This window comes from Dysgonomonas sp. HDW5A, assembly GCF_011299555.1.
Classification (GTDB): domain Bacteria; phylum Bacteroidota; class Bacteroidia; order Bacteroidales; family Dysgonomonadaceae; genus Dysgonomonas_A.
This window is the reverse complement of the sequence record NZ_CP049857.1, coordinates 71,802-87,934: the sequence shown is the minus strand read 5'-3', so window position 1 is coordinate 87,934 and position 16,133 is coordinate 71,802. Positions and strand designations below refer to the sequence as shown.

Below are 16,133 nucleotides of genomic sequence, written 5' to 3'. Positions count from 1 at the left end.
ATTAATTTATTAAACGGAGTATGTCAAAATATAAAGAGAGCCTGAAAAAGCTCTCTTTATATTTGTTAATCGGAAGGCTAAATTTATAACCACCTATGAAAACGTTTCACATACCAATTCTTCACCATTTGTGTCAAGAAACAATAACCTAATAATATTCCGATCAACCAAGGGAAGTAAGACCAGGGTAATGGTACTAATCCTATGGAAGCCCCAAATCCTGAGAATGGAATAATAATACCAATAATCATAACCGAAAAAGTAGTTATCATAACAGGAAGTGATGCCCTGCTTTGGATAAATGGTATCTTGCGTGTACGTATCATATGTACAATAAGAGTTTGAGATAAAAGTCCTTCGATAAACCAGCCTGATTGGAAAAGTGCCTGATTGTCGGGCATTGTACACTTAAATACATACCACATTACCAGATAAGTTGCAATGTCGAATATCGAGCTGATAGGTCCTATATGCATCATGAAGCGTTTCAAATCACTAGCATCCCATTTACGAGGCTTTTGTACATATTCTTTGTCTACACTATCGAAAGGAATCGTTGTCTGAGAAATATCATAGAGTAGGTTCTGGATCAGTATATGAATAGGCAACATAGGCAAGAAGGGCAAAAAAGCACTGGCTACCAATACGCTGAACATATTTCCGAAATTAGAACTGGCAGTCATTTTGATGTATTTGGTTATATTGCCAAATATTTTACGTCCTTCGATAACCCCTTTCTCCAATACCATCAAATCTTTTTCAAGTAAAATAATATCAGCTGATTCTTTGGCTATATCTACTGCTGTATCTACCGATATACCTATATCAGCTTGACGAAGAGCTGCCGCATCATTTATTCCGTCTCCCAGAAACCCTACAGTATTACCTTGATTTTGAAGGATAGTTACAATGCGTGACTTTTGTAGAGGAGTTAGTTTTGCAAATATGGTAGTTCTGCCAACTTCTTGTTCCAGTTGTTCTTCGCTCATTTTCTCAATCTGATGCCCTAGCAGTATGTGGGTAGTATCAATACCTACTTGTTCGCAAACAGTTTTTGTAACCAATTCGTTATCTCCCGAAAGAACCTTTACTGCAACCCCATGTTCATCCAAAGCCTTTATCGCCGTAGCTGCCGATGGTTTGGGCGGATCAAGGAATGCTAAATACCCGATCAATACCATATCCGATTCGTCTTCAGCATCAAACAAATGACTTTTTTCGACCCAGCTCTTTTGAGCTACACCTAATACACGCATCCCTTTTTTATTCAGTTCGATACTTGTATTTAACAAGTTTCTTCTGATCTCATTTGTTATAAGAGTCGGTACCCCGTCGAATTCGGCAAACCGACAGATCGATACTATTTCTTCTATTGCCCCTTTAGTTATAATTTGTCGTTTAGCATCTTTATCTTCGACAACAACAGACATTCGGCGGCGATTGAAGTCGAAGGGAATTTCATCTACTTTTTTATATTCTCTACCCAAATTTTGGAAACCTAGTTCTTTGGAGTGCGAAAGAATTGCCTGATCCATCAAGTTCTTCAATCCGGTTTGAAAGAAGCTGTTAAAATAAGCATGGCGCAATACACGCTCATCGTCTTCACCATGTACATTCAGGTAACGTTCGAGTACAATTTTATCCTTGGTTAGAGTACCTGTCTTATCGGTACAAAGTATATTCATTTCACCGAAACTTTGTATAGAGTTTAAGTTCTTTACAATGGTTTTATGTTTCGACATTTTAACGGCTCCCTTTGCCAGATTAGAGGTTACTATCATAGGCAGCATTTCGGGAGTCAGACCCACAGCCACCGATATGGCAAACAAGAATGCCTCGAACCAATCGCCTTTAGTAAATCCGTTAATGAAAAATACAAAGGGAACCATAATAAGCATAAACCGAATAAGCAAAAGGCTCACATTATTTATACCTTTATCGAAACTGGTTTGCGATCGTTTACCTGCAACGTTTTGAGCGATTGTTCCCAAATAAGTTCTGTTTCCGGTAGTTATCACTACTGCTCGAGCCGAACCGCTAATGACATTAGAGCCCATAAAACAGATATTGTTCAGTTCGATAACACTGCCTGTTTTATGAGTCTCTTTAATGAGGGTAGGAGTTTTTTCAACAGCATCCGATTCGCCTGTAAGAGACGATTGACTCACAAATAAATCCTTAGCTTCGGTTATACGTATATCAGCAGGAATCATATCTCCGGCCGACAGAAAGATAACATCACCCGGAACAAGATCCGATATATTTATATCAATCATAGTGTCTGCTCCTTTCCGAAAAACAGAAACTTTATTGTTTACCATCTTCCTGAGAGCCTCGCTAGCCTTATTCGATTTCCATTCTTGTACAAACCTTAATATTCCGCTCAATGTAACCATTGTAGTAATGATGACTACAGTCATCCACTCGCGTTCGTTAGGATTTGCCAGAATAACATCTATTATAATAGACACCAATGCCAGAAACATCAAAATTCCAATAAACGGATTTATGAAAGCTTTGATGAGTAACATAAACCATTGGTTACTTTTCTCCTTAACTATCTCATTCTTTCCAAATTCTTTTATCCTTTCTGCAGCTTCCGTACCGTAAAGCCCCTTTCTTCGAGACTCCAGAAAAGTATATACATACTTGGGGTCTTGTGTGGCTGCTAAAAAAAGTTTCTCGCTATTGAATTGGAATTCAATATTGCGTTTCTTTTTGGATTTAAATAATTTCATGATCAAACTGATTTTTAAATCATACTCTATTCTCTTTATTGTGGCACAAAAGTAGAGATAGGCCTTGTTAGACCTTGCCGAAAAAGTATTAGAAAAGTATTAGAATCCACAAATCAATTCTAATACTTTTCTAATAGCAGTCAGACCGAGTCTTGAAATCAAAGCCTGTACTTTTGTTTCCGAATAAAAAAATAGAGCTTATGACTAAGAGAATTCTAGTTTACGGAAGCTTATTGGCATTACTATTTACTGCTTGTAAGCAAAACTCTTCGGAGCAAGAAAACAATGCGTATAGAATCAGTGGAGATACTGTCCATATATATAATGAGAGTCCTTTACCGGGTAAGATATCTACTTCGGTTGTAGAAGAAGAAACTTTTTCGAAAGAAGTCTCTACTGCCGGAACGGTTCAGGCAATACCCACTCAGTTTGCTTATATAGCACCACCTTTTTCGGGAAGAGTAACAAAAACCTATATAAAGCTAGGTCAACATGTACAACAAAATACGCCTCTGTTCGAGATTATTTCAGCAGATTTTACAGCAGCCCAAAAAGAATTCTATCAGGCTCAATCGGAGCGTGATTTGGCTCGAAACGATTTGAAAAGAAAACAAGATCTGCTGAAAAATGGAGTAGCTTCTCAAAAAGAACTAGAAGAAGCATCCAATGCTTTGATAATTGCAGAGAAGGAGTACGAAAATGCTTATGCAGCCATTAAAATATTTCAGGCTAATCCCGAGAATATGGTATTAGGTCAACCTTTGATTATTCGTTCGCCAATATCGGGAAAAGTAATCGAAAATAATTTGGTTACCGGGCAATATATTAAAGATGATGCCGAATCGGCAGCCATAGTTGCCGATCTCAGTAAAGTATGGGTTGTGGCACAAGTTAAGGAAAAAGACATTCGTTTTATTCATGAAGGAGACGATCTGGATATTTATATTCCCGCATTCCCCGATAACGAACCCCTAAAAGGTAAAGTATATCGCATCGACGAATCGGTTGACGAGGAAACACGTTCGGTTAAGGTTCTGGTCATATGCGATAATAAAGACAATCAATTTAAGTTGGGAATGTATACAACTATACACTTTTGGGGTAAACCTGCCGAGTGTATTATAATTCCCGAAAAAGCATTATTACAAGACGAGAAAGACAGCTATGTCTATGTTCAGATAGCCCTCAATACTTATGTAAAGACTCCTGTTGAAGTAGAGATTGTAAAAGACGGGAAGGCAGTGATAACAAAAGGATTGAAAAAGGGAGAGACAATAATCAGCGAGGGCGGTTATTACTTAAAATAGACCAGAGCCCTTAAAACGTAAAACATGTTGAGAGTAAGTTAGATATAATAACAGTCATGTTATCATATCCTTTCTCTTATATGTATGTCCATATAATAATTCAAAATATCCATTATGAAAAAAGATATAATGCTACTCACCATTCAAAAAAGATGGTTGATAGCCGCCCTGTTTGTTTTGCTATCTGTGTTCGGATACTATTCGTGGAAGCAATTGTCGATAGAAGCCTATCCCGATATTGCCGACGTGACATCGCAAGTGGTAACACAAGTTCCGGGACTGGCAGCAGAAGAAGTGGAGCAGCAAATAACAATTCCTATCGAACGGGCTTTGAACGGATTGCCCGGTATGCATGTCATGCGAAGCAAAAGTACATTCGGCTTGTCGATGATAACTATTGTATTCGAAGACGGTATAGAAGATTATTGGAGCCGTCAACGTGTACAGGAACGAATAAACGAGGTCGAATTACCTTATGGGGCAATGGCAGAACTCGACCCTTTGACATCGCCTACAGGTGAGGTATTCAGATATATTATCGAGAGTAACCAACACTCGTTAAGAGAGCTTACCGATCTGCAAAACTGGGTGATAATTCCCCGTATAAAAGAAGTTTCGGGAGTTGCCGATGTAAGTAATTTTGGAGGTATAACTACTCAATATCAGGTAGAAATAGACCCTTTAAAATTAGAGCAATATCATTTGTCGCTCGACAATGTAATTGAAGCCATCGAGAATAATAATTCGAATGTGGGAGGTAGTATTCTCAATAGAGGCGATCTTGGATATGTGGTGAGAGGAATAGGTCAGGTAACCTCATTAGATGATTTAGGTAAAATTGTAGTAAGTTCCGAAAAAGGAGTTCCTATTTTTCTGAATGACATCGGTAAAATCAAATTCGGTAACCTTGAGAGAAAAGGAGTATTGGGTTATTCGGATCGAACTCGTGAATACTCCGAAAGTATCGAAGGTATTGTATTGCTCTTAAAGCACCAAAACCCATCAGTTGTTTTAGAAGGAATAAATAAAGCTGTTGATGAACTTAATAACGAAACTCTCCCCGAAGGAGTACATATACATGCATTTCTTGATCGTACCGAATTGGTTAATACAACGCTGCATACTGTATCACGTACCTTGATAGAGGGAATGGCGCTGGTTATAATTGTTCTTATTATTTTCTTAGGAAACTGGAGAGGTGCACTGCTTGTAGCTATCACAATCCCCGTGTCGTTACTGATTGCATTTATTTTAATGCACTTTACGAATATTCCCGCTAATTTACTGTCGTTGGGAGCTATTGACTTCGGTATCATAGTCGATGGGGCAATTGTAATGATGGAAACCATCTTAAAAAAGCGTGAAGATCATCCCGACAAACCTCTCGAAGAAGTTGCTATTTCGAAACGGGTAAAACAAGTTGCCACACCTATTCTGTTTTCTACAATTATTATTATAACAGCTTATTTGCCGCTTTTTGCATTCGAGAGGGTAGAAAGTAAACTGTTTACACCTATGGCATTTACGGTTAGCTATGCTTTGTTGGGAGCTTTGCTTGTGGCTTTATTCCTTATTCCCGGATTAGGATATGCCTTATATCGTAAACCACAGAAAATATATCACAATAAATGGTTGGAGAAATTAACTCAAAAATATTCGGATATAGTAAATCGTATTATGGAGAAACCTAAAAGGGTAGTGGCTCCTGTGATTACTGTATTTGGTATAGCGGTTATTTTAACAGCATGGGTCGGAAAAGATTTTTTACCAACGTTAGATGAAGGCTCAATCTGGTTGCAGGTGAACCTTCCTCCGGGAATATCGATCGAGAAGTCGAAAGAGATGTCGGATACACTTCGCCAACGGACGATGAAATATCCGGAGGTAACTTATATTGCCGTACAAGCAGGTCGAAACGATGATGGAACAGACCCTTTTACTCCTTCTCATTTTGAAGTGTCCGTCGGGATTAAACCCTATAGCGAATGGCCAAGCGGAAAAACCAAAGCAGATCTTATAGATGAACTGGCTAAAGAGTACCAGTCGCTACCCGGATTTACAGTCGGATTCAGCCAACCAATGATCGATGGTGTGATGGACAAAATTTCAGGAGCTCATAGCGAATTGGTTGTAAAAGTGTATGGAAACGATTTTAAAGAAACACGCCGTATTGCCAACGAAGTACTGTCTACTTTAGAGGATGTAAAAGGTGCTGTTGATTTGGACATTGATCAAGAGCCTCCACTGCCACAGCTGCAAATCCAAATGAACAGAGATGCCATTGCACGTTACGGGTTAAATGTTTCGGATGTTAGTAATCTGATAGAAGTAGCTATCGGAGGAAAAGCAGTTTCGCAAATATATCAAAACGATAGAGTATATGATATTACATGCAAGTATAAAGAAGAGTCACGAAATACTCCCGAAAAAATAGCCGGTTTGATGTTAACATCTGCTTCGGGAGCCAAAATTCCATTGTCGCAAGTGGCCGATATAAAGTTAAGTACGGGTGAGAGTACCATTACACGGGAAATGAATAAAAGGCATTTGACCGTTAAGCTCAATCTACGTGGACGAGACCTCTCTTCATTTCTCAAAGAAGCCCAATCGGCTATCGAGAAAAATATAACGTATGATCATGAGAAATACCATATCAAGTGGGGAGGACAGTTCGAAAATCAAAACCGTGCTTATAGCCGTTTAGGAGTAATTGTACCCTTAGCTTTAGCCATTATGTTTATAGTATTGTACTGTGCCTTTGGTAAATTCAGACAAGCCGGGCTGGTGTTGAGTATTGTTCCCTTAGCCCTGTTTGGAGGTATGTTTGCTCTTAATGCAAGAGGGATGACACTCAATGTTTCGTCGGCAGTCGGATTTATAGCCCTGTTTGGGGTTGCCATTCAAAACGGAGTCATTATGGTATCGCATATCAATGGACTCCGAAGAGATGGTATGGACTTATTGAAAGCCGTAAAAGATGGCGCACGTCATCGTTTCCGACCTATATTGATGACGGCTATAGTGGCTATTTTAGGGCTTTTGCCTGCATCGCTGGCTACAGGTATCGGATCGGATGTACAACGTCCGTTAGCTACCGTAATAGTGTATGGCTTGATGTTTTCAACAATAATTACACTGTTTGCATTACCGGCCTTATATTATATGATAGAGGCCAGAGTTGAACGTAATAACAAAAAAGAAAATGATGAGAAATAATACATTGAGTACTATAATGAAAATTATAGCCATAGGAACTATTCTCCTTACCAACATATTGCACCTATGTGCAAACGATAACATTATCAACAATAAACCTCAGTTTCCAACCCTTTCTTTTCAGGAATATCTGAATCAGGTAGGAAAAAATAATCTGGGATATATTGCCGAAAAGTATAATATCCAAATAGCCGATGCCGAGGTAATGAGCCAACGTGTTTTTCCCGATCCCGAATTATCGGTCGAAGCATTTAAAAATGGAAAAACTAAAGATGAGTTAGGACACGGATTTTCATTTGAGCTATCATACATGCTCGAACTGGGAAACAAACGTGGTGCAAGGATTAACCTGGCTAAAAGTCAGGCTGATCTTGAACGTCTGATGGTCGATAATTTCTTTCAGGAGTTACGTGCCGAAGCTGCCGATGCATTTCTGGATGCTATGATGCAAAAAGAATTGTTGAGTGTTAAAAAAAGCTCTTATGAATATATGAGACAGTTCAGCATATCGGACAGTATTCGTTTTTCTCTGGGAGAAATAAACGAAACCGAAGCCCGTCAATCTAAATTGGAATCGATAACACTTCTTAATGAAGTATATAATCAGGAAGCAGTATATAAATCATCTTTGGTTACTCTGTGTCAATTTATGGGAAAATCTATCAACGAGCTCGATATGCCTGTGGGAGAGTGGGGGCTTTTCAGAAGAGAGTATACTCTTACCGATTTGGTAAATCAGGCATTATTAAACAGAGTTGATTTACTTGCGAGTCTTAAAAATTCGGAAGTCGCAACCAATCAACTTAAGCTCACAAGGGCTGAGAGAAAATTAGATCTGGGACTGTCGGTTGGATATGAAGTGAATGCTGAGGCGAAAAATGAAATAGCACCCACTCCTGCATTTAATGCCGTAAAGGCAGGTATTTCGATACCTCTTAAGTTTTCCAATACAAACAAGGGAGCTGTAAAGTCAGCAGAATATGCCATACAAAAAACAAAAGCAGAATATCGGAATGTTGAACTCCAAATACAAAAAGAAGTTGCTCAGGCTTTTTTCGGATACGAGTCCATGCAAAAACAAGTGAAGCAATATAACGATGGTTTGTTGAGCGATTCGCAAAAACTATTAAGTGCTATGGAATATAAGTATAAACGCGGCGAAACCAGCATTTTGGAAGTCTTGGTTGCTCAACGAACTTACAACGAAATACAAGAGCAATATCTGGAAGTTATTAAGGGATATGGCAGTGCATTGATCGAGCTTCAAAAAACATGCGGGATATGGGATATAGAACTTTAAAAACTTATCTTTGTTTTATATCATATTATGTATGATAAAATTAAGTTTTACATAAAACGAGTAGAATGAAAATACGCTCAAAAATAGCACTCCGATATACAGCTGTAACAGCTATTCTAATGCTGACTTTTGCTATTATAGTCTTTTTTGTTTCATCAAAGGATAGAGAAAAGGAATTTTATGAAGATCTTAAAAAAGAAGGAATCTCTAAAGCTAATCTTTATTTTGAGGCTAAAGCAACTCCTGAGGTAATGCACTCAATCTATAAAAATAACATTGAGTATATTAATGAAGTGGAGGTCGCTATATATGATGAAAACTTCGGGTTGCTTTATCACGATGCAAAAGATATCGATATTGTAAAAGAAACCCCTCAACTATTAGAGAAGATATTAAATACACCCAAAGGTTTAAGCTTTTATGAAGATAAATATCAGGCTATTGGTTTTCTATTTACGCACCATGATACAGACTATATAGTAACAGCAGCAGCCTATGATGGGTATGGTTTTACGAAGTTAAATAGTTTGATCAGAACTCTTTTCATTTTATGCGTTATATCTATTTTACTATCGTTTATTATTGGTTATATTTTGGCGAAAAGAGCTCTGAAACCGGTAACTGAGATATCGGATAAAATGAAGGATATTACTGCCAATAATTTAAATTTACGTCTTTTAAGATATAATGAAAATGATGAGTTTGGAGAATTGGCTGCTTCTTTTAATAAAGCACTGGATATTATCGAATCATCATTCGAATCTCAGAAAATGTTTGTCAGTAATGTTTCCCATGAGCTAAGGACTCCATTAGCAGCTCTGATCGGTGAAATTGATTTTGCCTTGCTAAAAGACCGTTCGTCAGAGGAATATAAAGATACACTTATTAACTCTCGTCAAGATACCAATCGATTGATTCGATTACTCAATGGCTTACTTGATCTTGCAAAAGCAAGTTATGACGAAAGTAAAATATCAATGAATATCATTCGGGTAGATGAAATGCTTTTGGATGCCCGTGAACTTGTACTGAAAGGTAACCCCGATTATAATATCGAGTTACTCTTTAATCAGGAAATAGGCGATGATTCGGAAATCACGATTAAAGGTAATGAATATCTGCTCAGGATGGCATTTGCCAATCTGATGGAAAATAATTGTAAATTCTCAGCCAATAAAACATCAACTGTTTACATTTCATACTATAATAATAAAATAGTTGTCCAATTTTCCGATACAGGAATTGGTATTCCCGAAAATGAAGTAGAACATCTTTTTACTCCATTTTTCAGAGGGAGTAACAAGACTTTTGTTCAGGGAAATGGGATAGGGTTAGCCTTGGTGAAAAGAGTAATAACTTTACATAAGGGGAATATCAGTCTTAAGTCGGTTGTTGGAGAAAGTTCGACTTTTACAGTGGAATTTAAAAATACTCACCCTTCTACATAAGACAAAGAAGTATACATTAATAACTATCAGACTTAATATATACTTCTTTGTCTTATGTAGATGAATATAGACTTATCTTATAATAATAGATAAATCTGAAGCAGATCTTTAAAAGCTATTTCTGTCTCATCTCTTCAGAGCTCCTTAATATCTGCGTAGCAGACCGACAACTAGAGCTATGTTGTAAATATCTTTTTTGGGTATTTTAAAATCTTTATATAAATCATGAGCTTCCGATTTACATAATATACAGTCTCCATCATCATAAATCCGCTTTATCAGAATCCCTTGTGATGTGTCTAAAGCATGGTATCTACCCCATTGGATATATTGGGATTGAGTTACTTGTAAACAAGCGATTTCATCACCCGAATGAAATTCGGGTTCCATACTATCTCCCTTTACAATAAGCGTATAATTATAATTAGAGAAAGCAACCACAACAGGCATATCTTCCGAATCCTCAGCTTTAACTCCACTTAATGCTATTGATACAGTTCCTGCTGTCGCATTTAAAGGTATTCGGGGTCTGGTCTCCGTAGACTTCGATTTGTTGATGCTTAATTTGGTTTTTAACATTTCTCCATCACCCGATATAAGCCAATCCATATTTAACTCTGGAAACATAGTTCGTATTTCCAATAAAACGTCGGAACCGATTGCTGAGTTTTTTTTCAATGCTCCCGATAGATACCCTTCAGATTTACCAATGGCTTTTTCAAATTTATTGCGTCCACCATATCCAGCTAACTTTAGATGATCATGAAATTCTATTAATCTTTCAATTGCACTCTTACTCATAATAGTGTATATACATTCGTTTAATTATTAAACACGCAACATTTATTAACAAACTCTCAGTGATTATTAACACTGGAATTTTTTGTATAGTTAAATTAGAGACTATATTTGCATTTGTAATCTGGCTGAAAGTAAAAGTGATTAATACATTAACTGTTAGTTAATAATTTGATAATCTACTTCGATGCTTTCTATAATTAAAGATACAGCTTATTTTGTAAAGTGCAAAATATTCGTAAATAAAAAAATAAATAGTGGAAAAAGACAGTTTTTTAGAGGCGTTGGTGCTGACTAAATTAAAGAAAAAGATAATTCACAAACTTTATGATAAAGAGGCTTGAGATGATAATATATGCCTTTAATTGAAGCAAGTAGTATAACAAAACACAAAAATAAATTAGACTAGTTAGAGGGCATAGACTGATTGCTGAGGAAAATTACTCTTGTATATCCTCCACAGAAATCAAATAATACTTATATTATGAGTAAATTAAAAACGACGGAAAATAATTTATTAGATATTTTATTAAGTATAGTACTGATTGTTATAATTGCCTTATTCTTCAGTGTAATAAAAAGCTGCACAATTAAAAAGGAATTGGACAAGAAGGATTTACATGAACTGTGTGAGATGATTCATTATCATAGTTCGACAGATTGTCTGATATTAGAAGAAAATGGGTTGGTAATTATAAAAAGATAACACCCTGTTTTCGAGGTTTATATATTTTATAATAATAAGTTAAAAAATAAGATAGCCAATATGTGTCTAATAGAATATTGATAGAGGGAGGCATTCATTTACTTTAATATAAGTATAGATTTTTATAAAGCCGAGTAAAAAGTGATTGTATAGAATAATTTTATCTTTACTAGGAAGGCTTTTTGATAAGTTCTTTAATAGAGCATAAGGAAATAATACATAATTTTTATCTCTAAATAAAACAAACATAAAAGCTTCTTCTGTCAGTATAAAACTGACTGTCCTCGCATTGGTTGGAAAACAAAAATGTAGAAGAGGCTTTACCCTTGTGTTGCTTAGAATATAAGTAGTAATTGTTAAAATAGATTTGATTTAATTATCAATAATAAAAACATATAAAGCGATCGCATAAACTGTTCTTATCAGTATTTTTATATAAACACACTGATGCAATACAAAATAAATCTAGTACATAATTTCGAGGAGATGCACTCTGCTTCAATAATATAGTTGATGTATCTCTGAAACTACTCTAATTATTCATCCACAATTTAATTACAAAACATGTTAAATCTAGCAGAAGTAAAAGTTACATTAGGGATAACTCCCGAGTTAGAAGGTCTTTTAACGGTTTTTTTAGGGTATTTAACCAGTAAAGAAACCCCAGTACACAAACAAAAGGAACAAGCCAAATCTAAAAGTTATGCAACACAACAACAACAACAACAACAACAACAACAACAAATTGAATCTACATTTTTAGTTGGAAAAAATGAAAGTGATACATCAATTATAACAGTCGATATGCTAAGGTCAAGGGTTAAAGAGCTTATCTGTGCTGATCAGAATAACAGAGATGTTATTGAGGCTAAATTTGCCGAGTATGATTCATCTAATCCAACCTCTCTTCATCCAAAATATTATCAGGAATACTGGATGTTTTTAAATGAACTACAAAAATAACACATGTGAAATTAATTTGTCAGTAATATAATAGGCTAACAATCAATATAACGGTGCGAAAAAGCTTTAAGCGGTATATCTAATATTATATACCCTTTTTTATTCAAAATAAATGCTAAAAAAATAATTATATGGATAATGTGAGAATATTATCAGGAGCTAATATTTTATTATACTCCTGTGATTTTGGAGATGGTATTACAATAGGGTTTAATAATGGTAGAAATTTTATTCAGATGGGTATGGGTGATTATACTATACTTCCATTTTCTTCGCCCATGCTCAGAATTGTATGCGAATTAATTCCATGTACCCGTAACAGTCTTCAGGTAGGGGATACTGCTTATTGTTCATCTGCTAAAGTTCCCGATTCAGATTATTTGAGTAATTACTGCAAAATTCTTAGCGAAAATTCAATTCTGTATATACGGGAAGAGGGTAGGTTGCATGAATGTAGTGCAAATCTATCTTCTTTTTCTTGGTATAAAGTAGTACCTGTCAAGAATAATTATAGTTAAAAGAATATTGTTTCGTAATATAAATATCTCCTAAATTATCTCTTGTTAAATCAGTGTCTATATTCACTTTTTTGAGGGTGTTAATATATTTGTAATACAAAGATTCTTTTTATATTGTAAAACATTATAGCCGCTTCTTATCTGTAAAAGACTAAGGAGCGGCTTTTTAATTTAATAAGTGTAAGTAAATTTTTATATTAGCTAATCTTCATTTTAATAACATCCCCATCACGATAGAATTCGCCTATTTCTAAACTTGCTAAGCGATCTTTAGTTGGGAAATTTTTTATATCAAATTTAGCTCCTTGTATTCCAACTCTTGCGGAAAGAAAAAAATTACTATTGGTATTTTTAATATTAAAAGTGATATTATTTCCATTGATTTGGGTTTCATCAATTTGTACACTCGAAGGTCTATGAAATACTTGAATGGCACTTCCTGTATCAAAAAAACCCCAATGACCAGCTATCTGTTTTCTTGAATTCTCAAAAGTAATAGCCTTACTCTCGGGATTTATTAATATCCTATCTCCGTTTTTTTGACTTTCAAATTTTCCCGTTACATTTAGCCCATTAATCAGATCCCACAAAATATTACCACCAGCTAGGCTGAAAGATCCATCTGCATTAAAAATTTGTAAACCTTTGCCAAACATGGCAGCACCTGTGTCGCCGTTTAAATGACTAACAAGCTCTCCTGTTTCATTTTTCAAGCCGATATCGATACCATTTAGGTTAAAACGCTTTGACAAGCTATCAAAGAGTAATCCTTTTTTTTCGTTCCCGATACGAATATTTCCATTGTTGAGGTCATACATACTCCCTTCATTTGTTCCATTCTCAGCATAATTTACAGACTTTATAATGTCTCCATATATTGATCCTCCCGAAAGATATGCCATTCCGTTGACAGTAGATATATCACGCCTGTTGTCTTGTTCAGGGTAGATAACTCCAAGCAATAAATGATAATAGCTTCTATCTTCGTCTGTTTTTATCTTCACGGTACTTACAAACCAAGTAGCTAGATGGCTATTGCGATCTGCCTTTACATATATATAATAATCTTTATTGTTATCTGGCAATACCTGTATTAAGGTATTGTTTATAGCCCAAGTAAATTTATTAATGTCTGTAGGCGGTGTTCCTCCGCCTCCCCACCATAATGCACGATGGTTGATGTATCCTGCCGAAAGCGAGACCTTGAAGGTATTATTTTCTTTATACGCCTTCATAGTTATCCTATTAGTTGTGAAGTCACTACTTTTTGCTCCTACGGATAGAAACTGGGTCTCTATTGTATTGGGGCGGATACTATTTGATTCGAAATAACCCTCTGAGTCAAATATTTTGGTTGCTAGTTCACGGAGATTTCGGCTGTTTTGGACAGCACTACGAAGCATTTCTTCATTTTGAGTGCTGTTATGTATATTATTCACTACCACATTGTTTACTTGCGATTCTATGCGATCCAATCTCCCTGACACAATTTTATCGGCTAGTGTAACCTGATAAGATGGTATATCTTGCCCTTCCTTATAAGTAATTACTAAATTTTGGATCGATTTTACGGTATATTTCGAGCCATCATTCGCAACCATATCACCTAGTTCATTGTCAATAACCCGTAGGCTGACTGCTTCTTTAAGGACAGCGGCAACCAAAGTTCTATTCGCAAAGTATATCTCATCTAGATTTACAGTGTAACTAACCTTGCTTTGTGAATTTTCGCTCAGATATTTTTGAGCTGCTTCTTTTAAACGTTGTTCTGCCTGTAAAACGAAATTCTCGGGCATTAAAATATTTAGTAGAACAAACTTATCCCCTTTCTGAGGCTTAATCTTACCAGAGGGTATAACATAATTACTGGATGAACTGGTATCTTTCTCTAAAAGAAATTTCCAACGACACCCATTTGTATAATGTGGTTGACCGCTGGTTACTGTTGTAATTTCTTTTATTTTAAATTCGATACCACCGCAATATCCGGTTTTCATACTCATAGTCGGCTCCTCGGATGTCGTAAATTTGTTAAGGTCAAACCCAAGATCATAGAGATAGATATAAAAGTGCGATTGCTCTAATTCATTTTTGTCATTCATACCATCTTTTATTTCATCGATAGCAAGAATTTCATCAATAGGATTTCCTTTCCCATCTTTCATACCGGTAATAGATGGATAAATATCATCAAAGGTTTTATTGCCGGGGCGTAAACCGAAGTAATCTATTGTAGATTGAGGCGCAAGTAAATAGTCTACAGGTCGCGATTGATTAAGAGTTTGCCTGAAGGATGGTAACTGTAGATTTTGAGTAAAACGTGGAAATTTTTCGGTACGTAAGTAATTTTGGTCTATATTACGGTTACTACCCTTGACCCTTAGCTTGGTAATAACAGTGTTTACTTCAACATCACGTTGGATTTCGTACAGTCCTTTCCCTTTACCATACTCTAGAGTAATCAGTTCTTCTCCGACTTTAAACTCCGGATATTCAACCCCTACATAGATGTGCTTTAAGGAAGTGTCCAGATAAAAGAAAAAACCGAAATCGCTATTAGCACGTGTGAGAGCATTCCAGCAATTCTCGTTTGACACAGAGATCTGAAGTGTTTCGCCTTCCAATATTCTGTCACTCCATCCAATCCCCTCAACAGGCTGAGGGGTATTTGAGTTTTTGACAGGCATCAGTATAGTCCATCTATTAGTCTTTAACTCATTTAGGTTAGCTTGGATTCTTCGGCAAAGGTCATAAACATCACCCGAGAAAGAAAATGAATCCATTCCTGTATAATACATGTCGTCCCCTAGTACATAGTCCATAAAATCACAATCGACCAATTCGTATTGTTTTGATGTAAATGTGACAGTAGTTTGAAAAGCATCACCTGTTGAGCCGGTAGAAGCCGAGCGTTTTATGGATGGTTCGCTGCGTATCACATATCGTTCATTTCTAAAATCTACGTAACAATTGGGGGTTATGCCTAATTTATGTGCCGAATAAAGGGTCGTAGATATAGTCTTCTCTCCCATTGAGGCACCCGAATAGGTGAAATCTCTTGTATCCAAGATTAATTCCCCTTTAGGATTATATATTTTCAGTATCATAATTTTGATATAATTTGAGTTTGGTTATACTT

9 protein-coding genes are annotated in these 16,133 nt (G+C 36.1%); 6 read left to right on the top strand and 3 right to left on the bottom strand.

Annotated elements, in window-relative coordinates:
- Window positions 1-83: 83 nt before the first annotated feature.
- Window positions 84-2,738, bottom strand: a complete 2,655-nt coding sequence (gene mgtA, locus G7050_RS00340) for a magnesium-translocating P-type ATPase (protein ID WP_166109562.1) — start codon at window positions 2,736-2,738, stop codon at window positions 84-86.
- A 200-nt stretch (window positions 2,739-2,938) separates the two neighbouring features.
- Here mgtA and G7050_RS00335 point away from each other — a divergent pair, with 200 nt between their 5' ends.
- The 4 genes from G7050_RS00335 to G7050_RS00320 all read left to right on the top strand — a co-directional run bounded on the left by G7050_RS00335 (window position 2,939) and on the right by G7050_RS00320 (window position 10,009).
- On the top strand, window positions 2,939-4,045 hold the full coding sequence (locus G7050_RS00335) for an efflux RND transporter periplasmic adaptor subunit (RefSeq protein WP_166109560.1): 1,107 nt from the start codon (window positions 2,939-2,941) through the stop codon (window positions 4,043-4,045).
- A gap of 114 nt (window positions 4,046-4,159) precedes the next feature.
- Window positions 4,160-7,261, top strand: a complete 3,102-nt coding sequence (locus G7050_RS00330; protein WP_166109558.1) for an efflux RND transporter permease subunit — start codon at window positions 4,160-4,162, stop codon at window positions 7,259-7,261.
- Complete coding sequence (locus G7050_RS00325) at window positions 7,248-8,561, top strand: TolC family protein (protein WP_255499230.1); 1,314 nt, start codon at window positions 7,248-7,250, stop codon at window positions 8,559-8,561. Before G7050_RS00330 ends, G7050_RS00325 begins: the two co-directional genes overlap by 14 nt.
- Window positions 8,562-8,626: 65 nt before the next feature.
- Window positions 8,627-10,009 (top strand): HAMP domain-containing sensor histidine kinase, encoded by a 1,383-nt coding sequence (locus G7050_RS00320; protein ID WP_166109556.1) that lies wholly within the window; start codon window positions 8,627-8,629, stop codon window positions 10,007-10,009.
- Between the two features lie 144 nt (window positions 10,010-10,153).
- On the opposite strand, the gene G7050_RS00315 is transcribed toward G7050_RS00320, so the two are convergent.
- A complete protein-coding gene (locus G7050_RS00315) occupies window positions 10,154-10,810 on the bottom strand; it encodes a helix-turn-helix transcriptional regulator (RefSeq protein ID WP_166109553.1) in 657 nt (218 codons plus the stop codon).
- 1,267 nt (window positions 10,811-12,077) lie between these two features.
- Between G7050_RS00315 and G7050_RS00310 the strand changes: the two genes are divergently transcribed.
- Both G7050_RS00310 and G7050_RS00305 read left to right on the top strand, forming a co-directional pair.
- Entirely contained in the window at window positions 12,078-12,476 is a 399-nt protein-coding gene (locus G7050_RS00310) for a hypothetical protein (protein ID WP_166109551.1), read from the top strand.
- Window positions 12,477-12,607: 131 nt separating this feature from the next.
- The gene (locus G7050_RS00305) at window positions 12,608-12,994 is read left to right on the top strand and encodes a hypothetical protein (protein WP_166109550.1); all 387 of its coding nucleotides are present in this window, start codon (window positions 12,608-12,610) and stop codon (window positions 12,992-12,994) included.
- 197 nt (window positions 12,995-13,191) lie between these two features.
- Here G7050_RS00305 and G7050_RS00300 read toward each other — a convergent pair whose 3' ends face one another.
- The gene (locus tag G7050_RS00300) at window positions 13,192-16,101 is read right to left on the bottom strand and encodes a hypothetical protein (RefSeq protein ID WP_166109548.1); all 2,910 of its coding nucleotides are present in this window, start codon (window positions 16,099-16,101) and stop codon (window positions 13,192-13,194) included.
- Window positions 16,102-16,133 lie beyond the last annotated feature (32 nt).